This is a genomic window from Aeromonas sp. R2-2, assembly GCF_040908355.1.
Taxonomy (GTDB): Bacteria; Pseudomonadota; Gammaproteobacteria; order Enterobacterales; family Aeromonadaceae; genus Aeromonas; species Aeromonas veronii.
The window spans coordinates 29,477-51,688 of record NZ_JBFODQ010000012.1 but is presented as its reverse complement, the minus strand read 5'-3'; the positions used below and the strand labels follow the sequence as shown (position 1 = coordinate 51,688).

The following is a 22,212-nucleotide window of genomic DNA, read 5'->3' as shown; positions in this document are numbered from 1 at the left end:
TGGAAGAGTAAAATCAAGCGATTGAATTTAAAGATTAAAATCACCAAAAAGCCAAACTATTACGGCAGGGTGACCCACCATCTGGTTGTCGTGTCCCGGCACAGGCCCACTGCGCTGAGACAAAAGCTGTCAGTCAGCAGCCTCATCCGCCAAATGCCAGCAGTCCCGGCCAGCCTCCTTGCTACGATAAAGGGCTGCATCAGTACGCTCGAAGATGGGGTCGGCGACGGGTGAATGGCAGGCGCCGCCGATACTCAAGGTGACCTGCCCCTTGTGCTCACGCCACTGTTGATGTCGCACCACGTCAAGCAGACAATTGAGCTTCTCCGCCAACTCATCCTGCGGCTGTTGCAGCAGAGCGGCAAACTCATCGCCACCAATCCGGTAAACCGTGCTCACCCCCAGCACATCAGCAAGACAGTTGGCCACCCGACACAGCACCTGATCGCCGAAGGCATGACCCAGACTGTCATTGAGTCCTTTGAAGTGATCAATATCAAACAGCAGCAGCCAGAAGCGCTCCCCCCTCAGCTCCAGCGCGCTCTTGTGCTGCTCGAAGGCTCGCCGGTTCATGATACCGGTCAGAGGGTCCCGCAACAGCGCATCCTGCCCCTTGAGGAAGCTGGCCCTGACCTGATCGATCTCGTTCAGGCTGCGTCGCACAAACCAGGTATTGGCCTTGGTGATGGGGGGAGAACTCTCCAGATTGCGCACGATACCGGTCAGTGACCCCGACACCAGCGCCTGCTCCTGGCGGAAGATCCGCACCAGCAGACTCAGTGTGCAACACCAGATGGCAAACAGGGAGATCAATGGCAAAACCACCATCTGCAGCGCCTCATAGAGGCTGTTGCGAAACAGCACGGGCGGCAGATAGATATTGAGATCCCAGCCAATGTCCGCCAGCTCGCGCTTCAGGAAAGTGCCATGACACAACACATCCAGACCGAGCCACTGCTGGCCCTGATGTTGCTCGATGGGGTGATCTGCCAGCAGATCCATATTGCTGCCCACCACCAGCTGGCCGCTGTCGCGCAAGGTAAGATAGAGTGCAGCCTGATTGCCACCAACCGTCCGTTGTAGCGCCTGCTGCAGCGAGTCGAACGACATGTCGACCATCAGCAGCCCCAGCAGCTGCCCCTGATCGTCCCGCACCCGTTTGATCAGGCTGAGTATCAGTTCATTGGTATTGTATTCAGGGTAGGGGCCAAACCAGACGAGCTCGTCGCCCGGCATGGTGGTCACCTGATACCAGGGTCGCAGCGCCGCCTGATAACCGGGGGGCGGTAGCCAGTCCGGGTAGCTGTCGATACGATCCGCGTTCAGGTTGTAAAAGTAGATGTAGTGGTTACCTGGTTTGATCTTGTGCGCAATGGCCCAGATGGGGGAGTCGGCCAGCCCGCCGCGAGCGATCTTCTCCTTGTCGAGCGAGGCCTCCAGCACTGCCAGTTGCCGCTCATTGACCTTCACCATCTCGTGGATCAGGGACGCTTCAACGGAGGAGGCCATGTGGCCGAAGCCGGATACCGTCATATCGATATCCCTCAGATAGCTGGCAATAGCCATGATGATCGTCACTATCAGGATCATCAAACCAATCAATGCAGAGAGGGGAACCAGCACATAGTAGCGTTTATTGAGATACGAACGGCTCACATCACATCCGAACCAAGAAAACATACAGGGATTGTGGGAGAGAAAGGAGAGTGAATCATTGATTAATATCACTTTCGCGCCCCTTAAATGACACTTCCAACATTAGCGAAACGTCAAGGTTCGCAAACGAATATCAACTGACAGGAAAAACGCTAGTTACCCCGGGTTAACCCCGCTCTGCATTGCGGGTGTTATAGTCTATACCTGATTCGGCAGGCGCTGGACACACCGTCCATCACCGGCTGCAACGCCAAGCAGAACAAGGAGATGTTATGAGCAGTCCGTTTATCGAACAGATCAAAGCACGTCGTACCATCTATGCCCTGGGCGACCAGGTGTCCCATACGCCGGAGCAGCTGACGACCCTGATCCAGGATGCCATCAGGCACAGCCCCTCCTCTTTCAACTCCCAGAGCTCCCGTGCCGTCATCCTGTTTGGCGCCCAGCACCACAAGCTGTGGGATATCGTCAAAGCCGAGCTGAAAAAGATTGTGCCGCCGGAGGCCTACGCCCAGAGTGAGGCCAAGGTAGATGGCAGCTTCCGCGCAGGCTTCGGTACCGTGCTGTTCTTCGAAGACACAGATGTCATCAAGGATCTGCAGCAAAAATTCGCCCTCTACGCAGACAACTTCCCCATCTGGTCGGAACATGCCACCGGCATCGCCCAGTTTGCGGTCTGGACAACGCTGGCGCAGGAGAAAGTCGGTGCCTCCCTGCAGCACTACAACCCGCTGATCGACGAGGCGGTACGCAAGGAGTGGAACCTGCCCGCCAGCTGGCTGCTGCGCGCCCAAATGCCCTTTGGCAGCATCAAGCAACCGGCCGGCGACAAGACCTTTATCGACGATGCCACCCGTTTCCGCGTTTTCAAATAACCGTTGAGAAAGCAAAACGCCCCCGCAGTTCGGGGGCGTTTTTATTGCAACATAGAGTGCGGATGGCTCATAGCGCATATGCAGCCACAACCCCTTATCTCCATCGCTCAGGCGGGCAGCGTCACCAGCAGGGAGTCACCTTCCCCCAACTCCACCTTCACCTCGCGCCAGTCGCGGATCACCGCCACCACCGCCGGATTGAGCGGCGCATACCCCCCTACCTGCACCACGGTGCAACCTGCACGCAGGGCGCTCTCGATACCGGCCGGGGCATCCTCGAACACCAGACAACAATCGGGCGACACGCCAAGCCGTTCAGCCCCCAGCAGATAGGGTTCGGGATCGGGCTTGCCATTGATCACTGCTTCGGCCCCCACCAGTACGTGGGGCAGTGGCAAACCGGCACAACTCAAGCGATGGCGGGCAACCCGCTCACTGGCGGAGGTCACGATGGACCAATGCTCTGGCGGCAAGCGGCGCAGCAACTCGCCAGCCCCAAAGATGGCGTCGCCACCGGTATGCAGCATCTCCAGCTCGTCGAGGCGCGCCGCTTCCCGCTCCACATCCAGACGCCCGGATTACCTCACGTGAGCGCATACCGTGGCACATAGCCAACACCGGCTCTGGGGCAAGCTGATGATGCTGGCACCAGAGCCGCCACACCTTCTCCACATCGCCGGTCGAGCAGACTAGGGTGCCATCCATATCGAGCAGCAGGGCGGATACCGACAGGGTGAGCGTGTTCATGCCAGCACTCATACAGGCTCTCATACAGACACCCCGGCCAGCTCGGGCAGAGAGCCAGAGAGCGCATCGGCAAAGGCCTGCTGCTGGGCGGCACGCTCATAACAGGCCAACGCCTGCTCGGCACTGCCAGCCCACACTTGCAAGGGGCCGACCACAAACCCCTGTTGCAACAGGCTGGCGAGCAGCTCCCCCGTCTCCTGGGCCGCCAATGGCTGGGCCAGCACCAGGGTGCCCTTGATCAAAAAAAGATAACGTTGAGTGGACATGATATGGCTCCTTGTTCCGGTTCAGAGGAGGGCGATTCCCCCCTTGCCGAGCCATTAGAACAAGGCGATTAGATAATTTATAATCAATAAATGGCCACTTTGGATAACCAATTGGAATGAAATTTGACTTGAGGCAACTACAGGCGTTTGTGACGCTGGCCGAGACCTCCAACTACCGGGAAGCGGCCAGCCGCCTCTTTATCACCCAACCGGCCCTCACCAAGCAGATCCTGGGGCTGGAGCAGACGCTGGGTTGCACCCTATTCAAGCGGGGCCGCCATGGTGCCGAGCTGACGGCGCTCGGCGCCCAGCTGCTCACTCAGGCGAGTGCGCTGGTCGAGCATGGTCGGGAGTTCGAAAGCCATGCGCTGGCGGTGGCGAGCGGGGTAGCCGGTCGGCTCAAGATTGGCTTCGGTCTGTCGAGTTTCGCACTGGCCCCTGCGCTGGTGGCCCGCTTCAAGCAGCAGGTCACGGACGTGATGGTCCATCTGCAGGATATGCCCTCCGCCATCCAGCAGGAGCAGCTGATCTCCGGCCAGTTGCAGCTTGGCTTTATGCGCAGACCTCAGGTGCCGCAGTTGCAGGAGCACAGACTGCTGATCGACCGGCTGGTGCTGGCGGTGCCGACACGGATGACCGAGCCAGACCCGGCCGCATTCGACGTCCAGCAGGCACTGACCAGTCAACCCCTGTTGCAGATGGTGGGCCACCGCTGCCCCGGTCTCAGCCAGCAGATCGCCGGTTTCCTCGGCGCCAATCGGCTGACCGGCATGGTTCAGGAGGCCGAAGATATCCAGACGCTGGTGGCGCTGGTCGCGGCGGGCATCGGCAACGCCATTCTGCCACGCAGCGTCAGCTTTATCGCAGGGCCCGATGTCACCCTCTATCCCCTCTCAGGCCCCAGCTCCGAGTGGGAGGTCAGCATGGTATGGAATCCGGACTTTGCCGACCCAATCCGGGATCACTTCGTCAACCAGGTGATCGCCAGCCATCCCCTGCCGGTGTCGGCCACACCCGAGCGCTGAAACCAGCGCTCGCTGGTAGCTAACATCGTGCCACGTCAAAACAGTGCGCCCCCATCAAGGGGGCGCATGCAGGACAAAAGCGGTAATGCGGCTCAACAACTGGCGCAGTGGCTACGGTTTTTACCCGCCCCCTTGGCGCAATAAAGCGCCGCATCGGCCGCGGCCAGCAACGCCCCTTCTCCCTCCAGCAGTTGCTCTGCCGTGTAGGTAGCAATGCCAATGCTGGCGCTAAGCTGAATATTATTTGCCACCACGATGTCGAGATCGTTAATGGCCTGGCGGATCTCCTCTCCAATCCGCTGGGCCGCATCTCGATCGGTATTGCCGAGGATCAGAGCAAACTCGTCACCACCAAAACGGCAGGGCAGATCCGCCGGACGCTGGCAGAAGGATTGCAGAAGATGGCCCACCAGCTGGAGGGAGCCATCCCCCATCTGATGACCAAGATGGTCATTGCACGCCTTGAAGTTATCCAGATCCAGCATGATGAGGGAGAGCGGTGTGTGTTCACGCATGCTGCGCCGCCACTCGTTATGCAGAAAGCTGTTGAACAGCCGCCGATTGGCCAGTCCGGTCAAGGGATCATGTTGGGAGAGGCTGGCAACTTCCAGCTCCAGCAGCTTGCGCTCGGTGATATTGATATGGGCGATGGAAAAATACTCGGCATCAAGCCCGGGTACCGGCGCTACTCGCATCATAAACCAGCGCTGGGTGTCGGGGCTGTGGCAGGGGTATTCCAGATAGAACTTCTCCTGCTGATGACGGATAACCCGGAGGATCCCCTCCACAGCAGCCAATCCAGAGGGCTCGGCTTCATCGTCACAAGCCCCCATGTAATTGACTCCGAGCCAGTTATATCCCTTGGGCATGCCATTTTGTTCACCAAACAGCTCCCAGGCGAGATTGGTGTAATGGATCACGCCATCCCGGTCTATCACCGATATCTGGTCTTCCAGCGAATCCAGCAGCACAGCCAGATAATGAGCCCGCTCGGAGAAGTGACTTCGCGGCCTCTGTATATCATCCACCATGATGGCCATCCTGTGGCAAAAGTGGCATACCGCCATCTATTAACAATAAAGTCAGCAGATGGAGTAAAGCACCCAATTTCCACTTAGCCAACTGAGACCAAATTTCACCATCGAACACCATCCGGCAAGGTTTCAGGCCAGTTTCCCTGTTCCGGATAACAAGAGCACATCATGAGCATATGTATTTGATAAGTCACATTTAATGACCACACCACTGATTTTCGCAAGGGATGCCATCGCCCTCTCCATCCATTTTGGTGTTCGGGCAATGTTGCAAAAACCAGGTTGCCTCCTCGCAGGAGGTCATCTGGGAACAATGCTGCCGACCATCACACTGGCGAATAAAGGTCGTTGCCTGTGGCGTGCTGACCTCCTCCTGATTGAAAGAGGAGACCGGCAATGGCGCCATCGACTCGGCCGAGAAACGGGAATAGATGGAAAAGAGGCCGACGAGCACCAGCAGGGGGATCAATTTGCCACTCCAGCTGCTCTTGCGACGTCGATAGGGGTTACTTCTCTCTCTGGTCGAGGTGGGGCGTGGCGGCTGACTTGCTGCCCGAAACGATGGTGCCGCTGATGATGCGGCCGACGGCACGGCATCCGCCAACGTGAGCGGGCGATCGGGGAAAAAGACCTGTAACGCCCTCGGTTTGCCATCCTGGCCACTGCCGATCAGATAGGTGACACGCTCCCCCGGCTCTGGCACGCGGCCATCTGATTGCAGCGCCGTAACATGCACAAACAGCCCTGCACTGCGTGCTCCATTCATTGCCTGCTCGGCGCCATTTTGCTCCGGCGTAATAAATCCAAAGCCGCGCGCCTCGTTCCAGCTCGCGATCCGTCCCTGATAACGCATCTGTCCATCCTTGTTGTTATCCATGTGAAGACTATCTTGCCCGACAATCATGTTGCCCAAAAGCGCTACGGCCCGACAGGGGGCCGCAGAGTCAATCTCAACACGGTGCTCGGATGCTGCCTGCGTTAAGGATCAAGCCAGCCGGGACACCTTGATGATCTCGGCGATGCGACCCAGCATGCGCAGCGAGGTGTGATGCTCGGTGGCATCTGCGGCGGCGCAGGCATCCTCCAGAATGGTGATGGCGTAGTCGCGATCGTGACCATCCCGCGCTGCCGCCTGAATGGCCCAGCTAGTGCTCACTCCGCACAGATATAGGTGGTCGATGTGATTGGCCCGCAGCACAGGCTCCAGCGCCGTGCCATAGAAGGGACTGACCCTGGGCTTGGTCAGCACCAGATCGCCGGGCTGCACATCCAGATCCGGGTGAAAATCGGTGCCTGGGTCGGTAAGCGACAGCGCCCCCAACTGGTGAGCGCGACCAAACATGGGAGACCCCTTGGGTTGCAGCTGATAGCCGCCGTCAAAGCCCACCTTGATCAGCACTACCAGCCAGCCGTTGGCGCGGGCATGGGCCAGCGCCTGATTGGCATGCGCAACAGCATCCTGCTCCAGCACATGGGCTGCAGAGGCGGCAATGCGCCCGTCGGGATGGGCAATATCGTTGATAAAATCGATCACCAGCAGTGCCTTGTTCATCACCTTTGCTCCTTCGCGCATTCAGCCCGTGCTATCTGGTTTCTACCTGTCAAACCAGCCCCAGTGCATAGCGCAGCGCCATTTCCTTTAAGGGGCCAGCTTTATCCGCCAGATTGAGTGCCAGATTACGGGCCAGCTTGAGCGGGCCAATCTCGTTGCTGAACACCCCGTAGAAGAGATCCATCCCCGACTGCATCAGCAGGTTGTCGGGACGACGGCGCCGCTCGTAACGCTCGGCCAACGCCAGCTGATGCCAGTCGGCGCCAGCTCCTTGCAGCAGATCAGCCCAGCAGGCCACATCCTTGAAGCCGAGGTTGACCCCCTGCCCCGCCAGCGGGTTGATGGTGTGGGCGGCATCGCCAAGCAGCACCACCCGACCGGCGTGGTAGTCGTTGGCGTGGCGGCGCACCAGCGGGAAGCTCCCCTTGCCGGTGACAGTAAATCCGCCGAGCCGGCTTGGGAAGTGGCGACGCACCTCGGCGGCAAGCCCTTCGTTGCTCATGGCTGCCAGCGCCCGGATCCGGGCCGGGCTGTCATACCACACCAGAGAGCCGTGCTGACCGGGCAGCGGCAGGAAGGCGCGCGGACCGCTCGGGGTGAACTGCTGCCAGGTGATATCTTCCTGCGCAAAGTCGGTGTCGATATTGATCAGCATGCAGTGCTGGCGGTACTCGAAGCGCGATACGCCGATACCCGCCAGCTTGCGGGTGTGAGATTCAGCACCATCGCAGGCCAGCACCCAGCGGGCCGCCAGCTCGGTGCCGTCGTCCAGAGTCAGCACAGCTTCATCCGCACTCTGGCGCAGGCTGGTCACCGCCGCCGGGGTGTGGGTCTGGATGGTGGGGAAATCCTCCATCCGTTTGAGCAGGGCGAGCTGCACCAGCCGGTTTTCGATGATGTAGCCGAGCTGGGGCAGACCGAGATCGGCGGCATTGAAGCGGGTGGCAAAACCGTCCAGCTCCCAGGTCTCCAGCCGGCGGTAGGGGCAGAGCCGCATCTGCTGCAGATGGTGCCAGGCACCGGCCTGCTCCAGCAGCGCCACCGAGGCCTGACTGATGGCGGAGACCCGCAGATCCAGCGGCTGCTCCGGCGCGTAATGCTCCGGCAGTTGGGTCTCGATGACCCGCACCGAGAGGCCCTGAGCCGCCAGCAGACAGGCGGTGGCGGCGCCCACCATGCCGGCGCCGACGATGGCGATATCACACTGTTCCATACATTTATTCCTGAAAGGGTGCGTCCGGCGACAGCGCCCGGACGTGAACCGGATGGCTGCATGATAGCGCAAGGGCGGCTGATAAACAGTGAGACAAACGGGGAATTGCTGCGTCAAATCAAGGAGAAAGCTTATTGAGCTTGCAGGCAACAGGTATCGGGTGAGCACCATTGCCAGCTGGATATTAGCTAGGCAGTATCCAGATTGCGGAGTAAAATGCGCGGTCCTTTGACCATGCCGATTTCAAAACAAGTCAAGAGAAGCAATGAGCAAGAAACTTCACATTAAAACCTGGGGTTGCCAGATGAACGAGTATGACTCGTCCAAAATGGCCGACCTGTTGGATGCCAGCAATGGCTACACGCTTACCGAAGAGCCCGAAGAGGCAGATGTCTTGCTGCTCAATACCTGCTCCATCCGCGAAAAAGCGCAGGAGAAGGTGTTCCACCAGCTGGGACGCTGGAAAAAGCTCAAGGCCAAAAAGCCCGGTCTGGTGATCGGCGTGGGTGGCTGCGTTGCCTCTCAGGAGGGCGATGCGATTCGCCAACGCGCTCCCTATGTGGATATCGTGTTCGGCCCGCAGACCCTGCATCGCCTGCCCGCCATGATCAAGGAAGTGCAAGAGGGCCATGGTGCCCAGGTTGATATCGCCTTCCCCGAGATCGAAAAATTCGACAGCCTGCCCGAACCTCGCGCCGAAGGGGCTACCGCGTTCGTCTCCATCATGGAAGGCTGCTCCAAATACTGTACTTACTGCGTGGTGCCCTACACCCGCGGTGAAGAGGTGAGCCGACCGCTGGACGACGTGCTCTACGAAATCGCCCAGCTCGCCCAGCAGGGCGTGCGCGAAGTGAACCTGCTCGGCCAGAACGTCAACGCCTACCGCGGTCCGACCTTTGATGGCGGCATCTGCACCTTCGCCGAGTTGCTGCGTCTGGTGGCCGCTATCGACGGTATCGATCGCATTCGCTACACCACCAGCCACCCGATCGAGTTCACCGACGACATCATCGAAGTCTACAAAGATACCCCGGAAGTGGTCAGCTTCCTGCACCTGCCGGTGCAGAGCGGCTCCGACCGTATTCTGACCATGATGAAGCGCCCGCACACCATCCTGGAGTACAAATCCAAGATCCGTCGCCTGCGTGCCGCCCGTCCCGACATCACCATCAGCTCCGACTTCATCGTTGGCTTCCCGAACGAGACGGACGAAGACTTTGAAGCGACCATGAAGTTGATCGAGGATGTGGGTTTCGACATGAGCTTCAGCTTCATCTTCAGTCCGCGCCCGGGCACCCCGGCCGCCGACATGCCCGACGATGTCGACATGGAAGTGAAGAAAGCCCGTCTGGCCCGCCTGCAGCACGTCATCAACAACCAGGCGATGCAGATTAGCCGTGCCATGCTGGGCACCACCCAGCGCCTCCTGGTGGAAGGGCCCTCCAAGCTCGACCCGATGCAGCTGTGTGGTCGCACCGAGAACAACCGGGTGGTCAACTTCGAAGGCCAGCACACCCTGATCGGCGGCTTTGCCGACGTGGAGATCACCGAGGTGCGTCCCAACTCCCTGCGCGGCAAGTTCATCCGCGGCGAGAGCGAGATGAACCTGCGGATCGCCACCGCCCCGAGCGAAATCCTGGCCCGTCGCCCGGATAACGTACCGGACGAGCTGGGCGTGGCCGCCTTCACCCCCCATTAATCCCCTCCTCCCCATTCGCCCGGCGGATGGGGAGCGCCTTGAGACGAGGATATTTTGAGCCGACACATCTCGACCCTGAATCTGCATCTGGAGCCCGCCGACAACCAGCGCCTTGCCAGCCTGTGCGGCCCCTTCGATGACAACATCAAGCAGCTGGAGCGCCGCCTCGGCGTCGAGATCAGCTACCGTGACAGCCACTTCCAGTTGGTGGGCAAACCGGCCCAGCTGGATGCCGCCGCCGTCATCCTCAAGCACCTCTATGTGGAAACCCAGCCCCTCAAGGGTGGCAAGGTGACCGACATCACCCCCGACATGGTCCATCTGGCCATTCAGGAGTCGCGAGTGCTGGAGCAGGATGACGAACCGGCGCCGAGCATCCCCTATGGCAAGGAGGTGACGGTCAAGACCAAGCGCGGTCTCATCAAGCCACGCAGCCCAAATCAGGCCCAGTACATTGCCAATATCGTGCGCCACGATATCTGCTTCGGCATAGGCCCGGCCGGTACCGGCAAGACCTATCTGGCGGTCGCAGCGGCGGTGGATGCGCTTGAGCGTCAGGAGATCCGCCGTATTCTGCTGACCCGTCCGGCGGTGGAAGCGGGGGAGAAGCTCGGCTTCCTGCCTGGCGATCTCTCCCAGAAGGTGGATCCTTACCTGCGCCCGCTCTACGACGCCCTGTTCGAGATGCTGGGCTTTGAGCGGGTCGAGAAGCTGATGGAACGCAACATCATCGAGGTGGCGCCGCTCGCCTATATGCGCGGAAGAACCCTCAATGACGCCTTTATCATTCTCGATGAGGCCCAGAACACCACCACCGAACAGATGAAGATGTTCCTGACCCGCATCGGTTTCAACTCCAAGGCTGTGGTCACCGGTGACATCACCCAGGTAGACCTGCCGCGCAACGCCAAATCCGGCCTGCGCCACGCGCTGGAAGTGCTGCCAGGGGTCGATGGTCTGTCGTTCAACTTCTTCGAGTCCAAAGACGTGGTTCGCCACCCGGTGGTGGCCCGCATCGTGCAGGCCTATGAGGCGTTCGACGCCAAACAGGCAGCCGAGAAGGTGGCCGGCCAAACAAACTCCAGCAAAGAGAGCGAGCAATGAGCGTAACCCTGGATCTGCAGCTGGCCAGTGCCAGCACTGATAGCCTGCCCACCGAAGCCCAACTGCAAGGCTGGCTCGACGGAACCATTCTCGGCTTCCAGCAAGAGGCAGAAGTGACGGTGCGCATCGTCGACGAGGCGGAGAGCAACGAGCTCAACCTCACCTATCGCGGCAAGGACAAGCCCACCAACGTGCTCTCCTTCCCGTTCGAGGCGCCACCCGGTCTGGAGCTGCCGCTGCTCGGCGATCTGGTGATCTGCCGTCAGGTGGTAGAGCGCGAGGCCGAGGAGCAGGGCAAGCCCCTGATGGCCCACTGGGCCCACATGGTTGTGCACGGCAGTCTGCATCTGCTAGGTTATGACCATATCGAGGATGAGGAAGCCGAAGAGATGGAAGCGCTTGAGCGCGACATCATGCAGGAGCTAGGTTTTGCCGATCCTTATCTGAACGACGAAGAGTAAAGAACCGGATGGTCATCGTCTTGAAACAGCAGATGGCCATCCTTATATAACCCGAACTATTTCAAGTGTGTTCATACGAGTAACCAAGAGAGAAAATGACCGACGATCACCCTAGTACCGGCTCGCCGAAGAAAACCTGGCTCGACAAACTCAGCCAACTCTTCCAGGGCGAGCCAAAAGACCGCAATGATTTGGTAGACGTGATAGCAGATGCCGAAGAGCGCGACCTCATCGATCAGGACACCAAGGACATGATCGAGGGGGTGCTGGAGATCGCCGATCTTCGCGTGCGCGATATCATGATCCCCCGCTCCCAGATGGTGACCATCGAGAAGTCCCAGCCGGTGGATGCAATCCTGCCGGTGATCATCGAGTCCGGCCACTCCCGCTTCCCGGTGATCAACGAGGACAAGGATCATGTGGAGGGCATTCTGCTCGCCAAGGATCTGCTCCCCTTCGGGTTTGGCGGCCATCACGCCAGCGAGCCGCTGCAGCTCGAGAAAATCTTGCGCCCCACGGTGATCGTGCCGGAAAGCAAACGGGTTGACCGTCTGCTCAAGGAGTTCCGTGAAGAGCGCTACCACATGGCCATCGTGGTCGACGAATTTGGTGGCGTCTCAGGTCTAGTGACAATCGAAGACATACTGGAACTGATCGTTGGCGAGATCGACGACGAGTTTGACGACATCGAGGATGAGCCGGACGAAATCCGCCGCCTCAGCAAGCGGGTCTTCTCCATCAGCGCCCTGACCGAGATCGAGGATTTCAACGACTTCTTCGGCACCAAATTCAGCGATGAAGAGGTGGATACAGTGGGTGGTCTGGTAATGCACGCCTTCAGCCACCTGCCAAAGAAGGGCGAGGAGATCGAGCTGGACGGCTACCTGTTCAAGGTGATGCATGCCGACCGGCGCCGTCTGCAGCAGCTGCAGGTGAAGATCCCCGAGCACCACGCGGCGGCGCAATCCGAGCCGCAATAAGCAGATCCGCTCGATGTGTGAAACAACGCCCCGACCTCGGGGCGTTGTGCTCTCTGCCACCGGCATCGAGGCTCGCCGTTGCCCCGCTTACAGGTTAAGATACCGGCCATTCGACCCCAGTTGCACACCAAGACGAGCACCATCGCCCGTGAGATTATCCCCTGTTACTTCTAAAATTCTGTTAAGCCTCAGTGCATTGGCCTCTGGTGCCATCGCAGTGCTGGCCTTCTCCCCCTTCGGCTACTGGCCGCTGGTGATCCCCTCCCTGCTTGGCCTCTACGCCCTGCAGGACAAAGCAACGCCGAAACAGGCCGCCTGGCGCGGTTTTGGCTACGCCATGGGACTCTTTTTGCCGGGGCTGTGGTGGATCCATGTCAGCATGACCGAGTTTGGCGGCATCCCGCTGCCGGTCGCCTTTGTGCTGCTGGCCGGGCTCTCCGCCTATCTAGCCCTCTACCCGACGCTCGCCTGCTGGATCTTTGCCCGCTTCTTTGGCGGCCGTCACTGGAGCCGCTGGCTGCTCGCCTTCCCGGCACTGTGGTTGGTCGCTGACTGGCTGCGCGGCTGGGTGATGACCGGCTTCCCCTGGCTCTGGTTTGGTTACAGCCAGATCGACGGCCCCCTCAAGGGCTTTGCCCCCATTCTCGGGGTGCAGGGCATCACCCTGGCACTGCTGTTCTCCGCCTCCGCCATTTGGCTGGTGTGGAAATCCCGCTCGCCACTGTGGCTGGCGGTGCCCGCCCTGCTGGTGGCCGGTGCCCACGGTCTGATGCAGCTCAACTGGGTGACCCGTGGCGAGCCGGTCAAGGTGGCGCTGGTGCAGGGCAATATCGCCCAATCCCTCAAATGGGATCCGGAGGCGCTGGCCCCCACGGTGCGCACCTATCAGGACTTGAGCCGCGAGAATCAGGATGCCGACATCATCATCTGGCCGGAGTCGGCGATCCCGGCCATAGAGAAAGCGATGGGCCCCTATCTGGAGAATCTGGACAAGGCGATGAAGGTGAACGATACCGGCCTGCTGGCGGGGATCATTCACTACGACGAGCAGCAACAGCGTTTCTACAATACCGTGCTCGGCATGGGGGTGCAGGATGCGGATGGCAAGGAGTCCTACTTCTACAACCACCCCAACCGCTACAACAAGTACCACCTGCTGCCCATCGGCGAGTTCGTGCCGTTTGAAGATTTGTTGCGCCCCATCGCCCCCTTCTTCAACCTGCCGATGTCCTCTTTCAGCCGGGGTGATGAAGTGCAGCCAAACCTGATCGCCAAGGGGCTCAAGTTTGCCGCCGCCATCTGCTACGAGATCATCTTCCCGGAGGAAGTACGCCGCAACGTCAATGCCGATACCGACTTCCTGCTGACCGTCTCCAACGATGCCTGGTTCGGCACCAGCATCGGCCCCTGGCAGCATATGGAGATCGCCCGGATGCGCGCGCTGGAGCTGGCTCGCCCGCTGCTGCGGGACACCAACACCGGTATCACCATCGTTACCGACATCGACGGCAGCATCATCGGCCAGATCCCGCAATTTGAAGCGGGCGTGCTGCGCAGCGAAGTGAGTCCCGCCCACGGCGAGACCCCCTACCTGCGCTTTGGCCGCTGGCCTCTCTACGGTCTGACCGTACTGCTGCTGGGTCTGGCGCTGGCGCTGCGCCCCAAAGCCCACCCCTGGGCCCGCGAGCTGTAATGACCACCCGCAATTCCTGATAAACAACGAGGCGCCCGCAGGCGCCTCGTTTTTTTACGACAGCTAATCACGCATCTTTTTGCAGGCAGCAGATCACATAGCCGTAACTGCCCAGATATTGGCGATGGATGGCCACTTCCCGGCTCAAGTCCTGCCAGGCGCCACTCTCCCCCAGCTCGTCTCGATAGCGCACCAGATTGACCTCGATAGGGTCCAGATAGTTGTTCCAGGCGCTCATCGGCAAGGGAGTGTGCGACAGGCAGCGGTAGCCTGCCGCTTGTACCGTCTCAAGCAGGCCCGCCAGCGTCTGCATGGCGGGATAATCCTGCTGCCAGAATGCCAACGCCTCCTCGGGCGGGTTATCGGTCAGCCAGACCGCATCACTCAGCACGATGCAAGCCTGCGGGCTCGCGAGCAGCGGACGCCACGCCTTCAGCGCATTAGCAACACCCATCACGTAAGCGCTCCCCTCTGCCCAGATGAGGTCGGCCGGGGCCAGATCGTCCGGCAGTGCCGCCATGTTGGCGCAGAGGGTGGAGACATGCTCAAAGCCTGCTGCACGGGCGGAGTCCGCCACGGCGGCCAGTGCCTCCTCTTCCAGATCGATGGCCACAATGGCGGCATCGGTCACCTGAGCCAGCGCCATGGTCGAGGCCCCGCGCCCGCAGCCCATGTCGAGGATCCGGCGCGGCCGGATGGGCAAGGCGGCAAACTGCTGCTGGGTGAAGGCGCGATCCCCCGGCCCCCAGTAACTCATGCCATCCAGCAGCTGGATAAAGTCCTTGATGTAACGCTCATGCTCATTCATGTCTTTGCTCAACCATTGCAAGTGGTAGCGATCTTTCTCGCTAAAACCCTGTTTCATCACCCACGCGAAGTAGGCCTCCGGTGCCTCGCGCTGCAGTTGCAGCTGCCAGGCCTTGAATTCTTCACCGGAGCGCGGGCGCAGCCCTGTCAGATCCGCCAACAAATCCCGGGCGCGCTGCATCCGCACCAGCTCCTCATCCAGCTCCCTGACCCGGGCCTGCAATGCCGCTTGATCTATCTCGCCAGCCAGACAGGCGAGGCACTGCTTGAGGCTGAGACCACCTGCCTGCAGGGCCTGCACCATCTGCAGTCGCTGCAGATCCCCCTCGTCATAGTGGCGATAGCCGTTGGCGGCCCGGGTACCGGCAATCACCCCCAGCTTCTCGTAATAGAGCAGGGTGGAGCGGGCGAGGCCGCAGCGGCGGGCCAGTTCGGATATTTTCATGGCAATCACTCACGGTGCGGGCCCTCAGGTGACCCGATAAAGACGAGCTTAAACTGTAAAGCTATAGACAGGTCAACGCCCTTTTCCAGAGATCTGCCAACAAAAACGGCCACCCGAGGGTGGCCGTTGTCAGCGCTATCTGCGACAAAGCAGCGATGCAACCGGCTCAGAGACCGGCAGCCTCCAGATGTTCCACCAGCAGCTGCACGCTGCGGTTGCCGCGCCACTCGTTGACATCGAGCCGGTAGACAAGCCGCACCCGCTTGACCGAGGCATCGGGCCAGCGCTTGAGATCGACGCCAAAGGCGATGGCATCCACCGCGTGACCGGAATCGGTTGTCAGCATCATCTTGAGGTGCTTCTCCCCCACCAGTCGCTGCTGTACCAGCACAAATTCGCCGTCGAACAGTGGCTCGGGGAAGGCCTGACCCCAGGGGCCGGAGGCGCGAATCAACTCCGCCAGCTCGAGGTTGAGCTCATCCGGCAACAACTCGCCATCGGTGAGCAGCACCCCGGTCAAAAGCTCCGGTGTCACCAGCTCGCTGATGACCGCCTCAAAGGCCCGACCGAACGCCTCGATGTTGGCCTTGGGCAGGCTCAACCCCGCCGCCATGGCATGGCCGCCAAACTTGCCCATCAGGCCCGGATGGCGGGTATCGAGCAGTTCCAGCGCATCGCGCAGGTGCACCCCGGGAATGGAGCGGCCGGAGCCCTTGAGCTCGGTCTCGCTGCTCTCGGCAAACGCGATGACCGGGCGGTAGTATTTCTCCTTCACCTTGGAAGCCACCAGCCCCACCACCCCCTGATGCCACTCGTCCCGGTGCAGCACTATGCCCGACGGCACCTCGCCATCGCGAAAACGGATCTGCTCCAGGGTGGCGAGGGCCTCCTGCTGCATCCCCTGCTCAATCTCCTTGCGCTCCTGATTGAGGCTGTCCATCTCAGCCGCAAGCTGGCGCGCCAAATTGAGATCATCGCAGAGCAGACAGGCGACCCCGAGGGACATGTCATCGAGACGGCCCACCGCGTTGAGACGCGGCCCCAGCGCAAAACCGAGGTCGGCAGCGGTGAGACGGCGACCATCGCGGCCCGACACATCCACCAGCGCCTGAATGCCGGGGCGACAGCGCCCGGCCCGGATCCGCTGCAAGCCCTGATGGACCAGAATGCGGTTGTTGCCATCGAGCGCCACCACGTCGGCGACCGTGCCGAGGGCCACCAGATCAAGGTAATCCGCCACATTGGGGGCTCGCAACCCTTGCCGTTCGTACCAGCCGAGCTGACGCAGATGGGTGTTGAGGGCCGCCATCAGGTAGAAGGCTACCCCGACCCCGGCCAGCGACTTGGAGGGGAAATCGCAACCATGCTGGTTCGGGTTGACGATGGCATCGGCGTCAGGCAGCTCCTGACCCGGTAAATGGTGATCGGTAACCAGTACCTGCATGCCGGCCGCCTTGGCAGCCGCCACCCCGGCGATGCTGGAGATGCCGTTATCCACCGTGATCAGGAACTCGGCGCCACGGGCCACCGCCAGCTCGACAATTTCGGGGGTGAGACCGTAGCCAAACTCGAAGCGATTGGGCACCAGAAAATCGATATGGCGCCCCCCCATGGCGCGCAGGGCCAGCACGCACAGCGCCGAACTGGTGGCGCCATCGCAGTCGAAATCGCCGACAATCAGTAGCCGTTTCTGGGCAGTCAGGGCATCCGCCAGCAGCGGCACAGCCTGCTCCATCCCATAGAGGCGCTGGGGCGGCAACAGCTGGCTGGCGCTGCGCTCCAGCAGGGCGGGATCCTCTACGCCACGGCTGGCGAAGATTTGGCGAAGCAGGGGATGCAGGGTGGCAGGCAGATGGGAATCATCAACTCGCGGACGACGACGGATTTGCAGGGACATCAATATGATCCAGTATCTTGAGCAGCTGTTCGGGGCTCTGATACCCGCGCACCAGATCCCCGTCGGAGGAGACCCAGGCCGGCAGTACCTTGACCCCCAACCATTGGCTCAGGCCAATATTTTGGATAAGGGTCTCACTACATGCCGTTTGAGGCAAATAGGCTTTTAACGGATCATTTTGCAGCAGGGGATCGCTGCACCAGTCGGCGGCCCGTTCGGCGTGATCAATCACCGGATAGAGTGCCACGCTCACCCCGGATGCCTGCAGGTGTTGCAAGGTGCCGGAGAGCTGACGGCGCTTTGCGTCCTGCTCGCCGAGAAACAGCGCAACCCGGTGACGCTCATCCCGAGCCTTGAGCACGATGGGGGCATGAGCCACCTGCGCCAAACCAAGTCGGCGCTGCTCGCGCATACCCGAGATGGTCAGGTTCTTCATGTCGCGGGTCATATCCAGCATGACCCCCTGCACCACATAATCCCCTTTGGCATCGCTGTAGAGCACCCCCTGTGAGGTGCCCAGCATATACAACCCCGCGATTGGGGTCGGTTCAACCAGATAGACGGGGACCCCCAGCCGGGCCGTGATGGTCTGTTTCAAGGCTTGGGTATCCATCCCCGCTCTGGCAGCAAATGTGCACAAAAGCATCATTCCCAGTAGTAAATACTTCACTTGTTTACTCACGTGGTATGAATGAATCGACCCAGCAAACTACAGCAGCACAGCTCATCATTCAACCAGCTACTTACCAAAAAATTAATATCACTTTGTACCAAAAAAATGGCTCCCCCCGATTGCCAAGGACTCATAACGCCCGCAAGCTAGTCAGGACGACAGGAACAACGCGGCTTAGCCTCTGTTTTTCCTGACAAGAGTTCGCCCTTTGGCAAGGGTAATCAACGCGCTATCTTGTTTAATTTCGGAGGAAATAATGAGTCTGATTCAAGAATTCAAAGCCTTTGCCGCCCGCGGCAACGTCATCGATATGGCGGTCGGTATTATCATTGGTGCCGCCTTCGGCAAAATTGTCTCCTCTTTTGTCGGTGACGTGATCATGCCGCCCATCGGCCTGATCCTGGGCGGCGTGGACTTCAGCGACCTGGCGGTCACCCTGAAGGCCGCAGAAGGTACAACACCCGCCGTGGTCATCGCCTATGGCAAGTTCATCCAGACCATCATCGACTTTCTGATCATCTCTTTTGCCATCTTCATGGGACTGAAGGCCATCAACACCCTCAAGAAGAAGCAGGAAGAGGAAGCCGCCGCCCCGGCAGGCCCGACCAAGGATCAGGAGCTGCTGACCGAGATCCGTGATCTGCTGAAATCTCAACAGGAGCGTTAAGCCGACTCCCCAGACTGGTGTGTATGTGTGTCACGATGCCCATGGGCTATGGTTAGATGGCGTAAAGTTATATAGGCGTCGTGACTATGCAAACCTCCACTGCTGCAAACTCCAATCACAACTTTATTCTCCGTTTTCTTTTGCTGCTTGCGCTGCCACTTGTTTTGACCACATTGGGTAGTGCGTACCTTTTTTCTGTTATGCAGAAAAACACCTTGCTAAGCACCGCCAGATTTTTTAACGATAGTACTGCGCAGCAATGGGATAACTCACTCTCTTCGGTTGAGAGGCAAATAAATATTATCATTGCCGACATTACTGAGAATAATGGAGATCTTCCCCCGGAATTAAAACAACGTTATCGCGACATTTGGCAATACCTTCTTTACCCTGATGGTCCAATAAAAACCGTGTACTACATGCTTCAGGATAACAAGCATATCAATTTCTCTCTTCATCCTACCCCGATTGAGTTCAAAGAGTCGGAACGTCCATGGTACCGCAATGCTATCGAGCATCCCGGCATCAATATCTGGAGTTCCCCTTACATTGACGCGATTGAAAAAATGCCGGTCGTCACCCTTTCCCATGCTGTTTTTAATAACCAGGGGGAATTTCTTGGCGTGATTGGCATCGACCTGAACTTGAAAGTATTTTCAGCACGTATAGGGCGGATTCTGGAGAGTAGTAACAATGTTGTATATATGCTCTTTGACCGAGGCAGCAAGATGATTGTGGCTCACAGCGACCCTCAGGAAAACGGCAGTCGACTTGACCAACCATGGATTTCTGAATTGAAAGGCAGGAATGGTACCTTAATGAGTAAAAATGGTGATCTCATTTCATATCACGCCCTTCACAACAACCCATCGTGGCTGGTTATTACTGTATTTCCATTCAAGAGCGATATTTTGATTGGTGAGATACTGCCTACTATATTTATCACTCTGGTATTATCATTATCGATATTCACACTGGTTGCTATTATTTTCAGGCAACGTCTGGAGCATACAATCAGCACATTGGTACAAGTTGTTAGACAATTGCGTATCACCCCTCCAGGGCAACAAATTATTATCCCCAAGCTGGCAGGCATAGAGGAGCTGGAGGATGAAATTGTAATGATTTCAGACAAAATGCAGGCCGAAACAGAAAAATCGCTGCGTGATGCATTAACCGGTTTGTACAACCGCCGTTATTTGGAAGAGGCGCTCGCCACTCTACATAAAGAAAATAGCCAATACATATTGGCAATTATCGACATTGATAACTTCAAAAAAATAAATGATACCTATGGTCATCCCATCGGTGATGCCGTTTTGAAGCGCACCGCTCAGCTCGGTAGCCAATTGCTGGAGGAACAGGCAACCCTGTGCCGCTTTGGGGGGGAAGAGCTGGTCGCTATTTTTGAACAGACTGATATTGCCAACGCGCAGAAGTTGATGGAGCAGTGGCGTATCAGCATGGGGCAACAGGATTGGCGTGAAAAGGGCTTAAGCGTCTCCTTTAGCGGTGGCATTGCCGAATCCCTGAATGATGCTCCAGACAGTGTGATGGCCCGCGCCGATGCAGCCCTGTATCAGGCTAAACAAGCGGGCAAAAATCGCCTGCAACAGGCTTAAGCGCGGGGGTGGTGCTCCCCGTGCAGCGCCTTGAGCCGTTCGTTGGCCACATGAGTGTAAATCTGGGTGGTGGAGAGATCCGCATGGCCCAGCAGCATCTGTACCACTCGCAGGTCGGCGCCGTGGTTGAGTAGATGGGTGGCGAAGGCGTGACGCAAGGTGTGAGGGGAGAGCTCGCCGTTGATCCCGGCCCGCAGGGCATAGAGCTTGATGCGATGCCAGAAGGTCTGGCGGGTCATCATACGGGCCTGCTTGGAGGGAAATACCACATCCGAGCTGGTGCCCCCCAGCAGCAGGGTGCGGGCCTCCCGGTAGTAACGCTCCAGCCAGTGCATCGCCTCCTCGCCCATGGGCACCAACCGCTCCTTGTTACCCTTGCCAATAACCCGCACCAAGCCCTGCCGCAAACTGACATGCTCGGCGGTTAGTCCCACCAGCTCGGAAACCCGCAAGCCGGTAGCGTAGAGCAGCTCCAGCATCGCCTTGTCCCGCAGCTCCAGCGGGTCGTTCACCAGCGGCGCACTCAGCAGAGCTTCCACTTCCGCTTCGCTTAAATCGGAGGGGAGTTTTTTCGGCAGCTTGGGCCCCTCCAGCAGCACGGTCGGATCGTCACTGCGCAGCTTCTCGCGGTTGAGATACTGGTAAAAGCGGCGCAGGGCCGACAGGAAGCGGGCGGTGCTGCTGGCCGCAAACTGGTGATCGACCCGCCAGGCGAGGTAGTGCTGGATCTCGTCCATCCCTGCCAGCAGCAGCGAGCTCCCCTGCTCGTCGAGCCAGAGGGAAAACTTTTCCAGATCGCAGCGATAGGAGCTGACCGTGTTGTCAGACAATCCCCGCTCCAGCCAGAGGGCGTCGAGAAAGGGTTCAATCAGGGGATGGAGGTCGGGTTTGCTCATGGTGCGCTGCAATCAGGGGATCGATGGCCCATTGTAACGCGTCATCTCCTTGGAAAGACAAGGCACTTTCATTGGAAAGATAAGGCACGTTTGCCACGCCCCTTGCCGGGCGGTGAAGGTCGAATAGCAATCTGCTAGACTGGCGCCCTCCCCTTACGTTACCCATCGTGTTGCCAACATGGCGCAGCCCACACGAGCATGCGAGAACGCGCCAAAAGCAAGCGAGAAAGCGCCAACAGAGAGAAGAGCGATGAAGATTGGTCTGTTTTACGGTTCCACCACCTGCTACACCGAGATGGCTGCCGAGAAGATCCGCGCCCTCATCGGCCCCGAGCTGGTGGATATTCACAATATCAAGGATGTCTCCCTACGCCTGATGGAGGATTACGAGATCCTGATCCTCGGCATCTCCACCTGGGATTTTGGCGAACTGCAGGAGGACTGGGAGTCCCGCTGGGAAGATATCACCGATCTCCATCTGGAGGGACGCATCGTCGCCCTGTTTGGCCTCGGCGATCAGCTCGGTTATGGCGAATGGTTCCAGGACGCCCTCGGCATGCTGCACGATCAGCTGGTGCCAAAAGGGGTCAAGCTGGTGGGCTACTGGCCCAACGAAGGGTACGAATTCGATGCCTCCAAGGCACTGATCGACGATGGCCGTCACTTCGTCGGGCTGGCGCTGGACGATGCCAATCAGTATGACCAGACCGATCCGCGCATCGAGCAGTGGGTCGAACAGATCCTGAGCGAAATCCACGCCCTGCTCTGATCTTTTTCACTCATCTCAAGGCGGCCACTCCCTGTGGATGTGGCTGCCCGGGCGCAGTTATCGTACCGATTTTCTCAATCGGTATCATCGCATGACGCTATAGCGACTTTTTTGTGCTGGTCTGCAACAAT

20 protein-coding genes and 1 pseudogene are annotated in these 22,212 nt (G+C 59.1%); 10 read left to right on the top strand and 11 right to left on the bottom strand.

The window, feature by feature from the left end; genetic code table 11:
• Positions 1–129 precede the first annotated feature (129 nt).
• Complete coding sequence (locus AB5Z09_RS02295) at positions 130–1,680, bottom strand: sensor domain-containing diguanylate cyclase (RefSeq protein ID WP_267517813.1); 1,551 nt, start codon at positions 1,678–1,680, stop codon at positions 130–132.
• 248 nt (positions 1,681–1,928) lie between these two features.
• Between AB5Z09_RS02295 and AB5Z09_RS02290 the strand changes: the two genes are divergently transcribed.
• Positions 1,929–2,531 (top strand): nitroreductase family protein, encoded by a 603-nt coding sequence (locus tag AB5Z09_RS02290; protein ID WP_042082707.1) that lies wholly within the window; start codon positions 1,929–1,931, stop codon positions 2,529–2,531.
• 107 nt (positions 2,532–2,638) lie between these two features.
• Here the strand turns inward: AB5Z09_RS02290 and AB5Z09_RS02285 are convergent.
• Positions 2,639–3,278: pseudogene (locus AB5Z09_RS02285) on the bottom strand (HAD-IA family hydrolase).
• 20 nt (positions 3,279–3,298) lie between these two features.
• Positions 3,299–3,544, bottom strand: a complete 246-nt coding sequence (locus AB5Z09_RS02280) for a hypothetical protein (protein WP_323910942.1) — start codon at positions 3,542–3,544, stop codon at positions 3,299–3,301.
• Between the two features lie 116 nt (positions 3,545–3,660).
• On the opposite strand from AB5Z09_RS02280, the gene AB5Z09_RS02275 reads away from it, so the two are divergent.
• A complete protein-coding gene (locus AB5Z09_RS02275) occupies positions 3,661–4,569 on the top strand; it encodes a LysR family transcriptional regulator (RefSeq protein WP_368194538.1) in 909 nt (302 codons plus the stop codon).
• Between the two features lie 92 nt (positions 4,570–4,661).
• Here the strand turns inward: AB5Z09_RS02275 and AB5Z09_RS02270 are convergent, their stop codons facing one another.
• From AB5Z09_RS02270 to AB5Z09_RS02255, 4 genes are all read right to left on the bottom strand, one after another.
• On the bottom strand, positions 4,662–5,600 hold the full coding sequence (locus AB5Z09_RS02270; protein WP_368194537.1) for a diguanylate cyclase: 939 nt from the start codon (positions 5,598–5,600) through the stop codon (positions 4,662–4,664).
• A 199-nt stretch (positions 5,601–5,799) separates the two neighbouring features.
• Entirely contained in the window at positions 5,800–6,456 is a 657-nt protein-coding gene (locus AB5Z09_RS02265) for an excalibur calcium-binding domain-containing protein (RefSeq protein ID WP_139477398.1), read from the bottom strand.
• Between the two features lie 132 nt (positions 6,457–6,588).
• Complete coding sequence (locus AB5Z09_RS02260; RefSeq protein WP_368194536.1) at positions 6,589–7,155, bottom strand: cysteine hydrolase family protein; 567 nt, start codon at positions 7,153–7,155, stop codon at positions 6,589–6,591.
• A 49-nt stretch (positions 7,156–7,204) separates the two neighbouring features.
• Complete coding sequence (locus tag AB5Z09_RS02255) at positions 7,205–8,368, bottom strand: FAD-dependent oxidoreductase (protein WP_042061083.1); 1,164 nt, start codon at positions 8,366–8,368, stop codon at positions 7,205–7,207.
• Positions 8,369–8,633: 265 nt separating this feature from the next.
• On the opposite strand from AB5Z09_RS02255, the gene miaB reads away from it, so the two are divergent.
• From miaB to lnt, 5 genes are all read left to right on the top strand, one after another.
• Positions 8,634–10,067 carry a tRNA (N6-isopentenyl adenosine(37)-C2)-methylthiotransferase MiaB gene (gene miaB / locus AB5Z09_RS02250; RefSeq protein WP_368194535.1) on the top strand — a complete coding sequence of 478 codons (1,434 nt, stop codon included), beginning with the start codon at positions 8,634–8,636 and terminating at the stop codon, positions 10,065–10,067.
• Positions 10,068–10,121: 54 nt separating this feature from the next.
• Complete coding sequence (locus tag AB5Z09_RS02245) at positions 10,122–11,171, top strand: PhoH family protein (RefSeq protein WP_005354086.1); 1,050 nt, start codon at positions 10,122–10,124, stop codon at positions 11,169–11,171.
• Positions 11,168–11,632 carry an rRNA maturation RNase YbeY gene (gene ybeY / locus AB5Z09_RS02240; RefSeq protein WP_115522256.1) on the top strand — a complete coding sequence of 155 codons (465 nt, stop codon included), beginning with the start codon at positions 11,168–11,170 and terminating at the stop codon, positions 11,630–11,632. The genes AB5Z09_RS02245 and ybeY overlap by 4 nt, the downstream gene beginning before the upstream one ends.
• A gap of 95 nt (positions 11,633–11,727) precedes the next feature.
• Entirely contained in the window at positions 11,728–12,612 is an 885-nt protein-coding gene (gene corC / locus AB5Z09_RS02235) for a CNNM family magnesium/cobalt transport protein CorC (protein ID WP_005354092.1), read from the top strand.
• 148 nt (positions 12,613–12,760) lie between these two features.
• A complete protein-coding gene (lnt, locus tag AB5Z09_RS02230) occupies positions 12,761–14,305 on the top strand; it encodes an apolipoprotein N-acyltransferase (protein ID WP_368194534.1) in 1,545 nt (514 codons plus the stop codon).
• A gap of 67 nt (positions 14,306–14,372) precedes the next feature.
• Here lnt and AB5Z09_RS02225 read toward each other — a convergent pair whose 3' ends face one another.
• From AB5Z09_RS02225 to AB5Z09_RS02215, 3 genes are all read right to left on the bottom strand, one after another.
• Complete coding sequence (locus AB5Z09_RS02225) at positions 14,373–15,557, bottom strand: MerR family transcriptional regulator (protein WP_368194533.1); 1,185 nt, start codon at positions 15,555–15,557, stop codon at positions 14,373–14,375.
• A 166-nt stretch (positions 15,558–15,723) separates the two neighbouring features.
• The gene (gene recJ, locus AB5Z09_RS02220; RefSeq protein ID WP_368194532.1) at positions 15,724–17,454 is read right to left on the bottom strand and encodes a single-stranded-DNA-specific exonuclease RecJ; all 1,731 of its coding nucleotides are present in this window, start codon (positions 17,452–17,454) and stop codon (positions 15,724–15,726) included.
• Positions 17,420–18,067: a disulfide isomerase DsbC N-terminal domain-containing protein gene (locus AB5Z09_RS02215; RefSeq protein WP_005335146.1), complete on the bottom strand. Its 648-nt coding sequence runs from the start codon at positions 18,065–18,067 to the stop codon at positions 17,420–17,422. Before AB5Z09_RS02215 ends, recJ begins: the two co-directional genes overlap by 35 nt.
• Before the next feature lie 316 nt (positions 18,068–18,383).
• Here AB5Z09_RS02215 and mscL point away from each other — a divergent pair, with 316 nt between their 5' ends.
• Both mscL and AB5Z09_RS02205 read left to right on the top strand, forming a co-directional pair.
• Positions 18,384–18,794: a large-conductance mechanosensitive channel protein MscL gene (gene mscL, locus AB5Z09_RS02210; protein WP_005354103.1), complete on the top strand. Its 411-nt coding sequence runs from the start codon at positions 18,384–18,386 to the stop codon at positions 18,792–18,794.
• 86 nt (positions 18,795–18,880) lie between these two features.
• On the top strand, positions 18,881–20,416 hold the full coding sequence (locus AB5Z09_RS02205; RefSeq protein ID WP_159157479.1) for a sensor domain-containing diguanylate cyclase: 1,536 nt from the start codon (positions 18,881–18,883) through the stop codon (positions 20,414–20,416).
• Here the strand turns inward: AB5Z09_RS02205 and xerD are convergent.
• Positions 20,413–21,312, bottom strand: a complete 900-nt coding sequence (xerD, locus tag AB5Z09_RS02200) for a site-specific tyrosine recombinase XerD (RefSeq protein WP_368194531.1) — start codon at positions 21,310–21,312, stop codon at positions 20,413–20,415. The two genes, AB5Z09_RS02205 and xerD, sit on opposite strands and share 4 nt — an antisense overlap.
• Before the next feature lie 250 nt (positions 21,313–21,562).
• On the opposite strand from xerD, the gene fldB reads away from it, so the two are divergent.
• On the top strand, positions 21,563–22,081 hold the full coding sequence (gene fldB / locus AB5Z09_RS02195; RefSeq protein WP_069554118.1) for a flavodoxin FldB: 519 nt from the start codon (positions 21,563–21,565) through the stop codon (positions 22,079–22,081).
• Positions 22,082–22,212 lie beyond the last annotated feature (131 nt).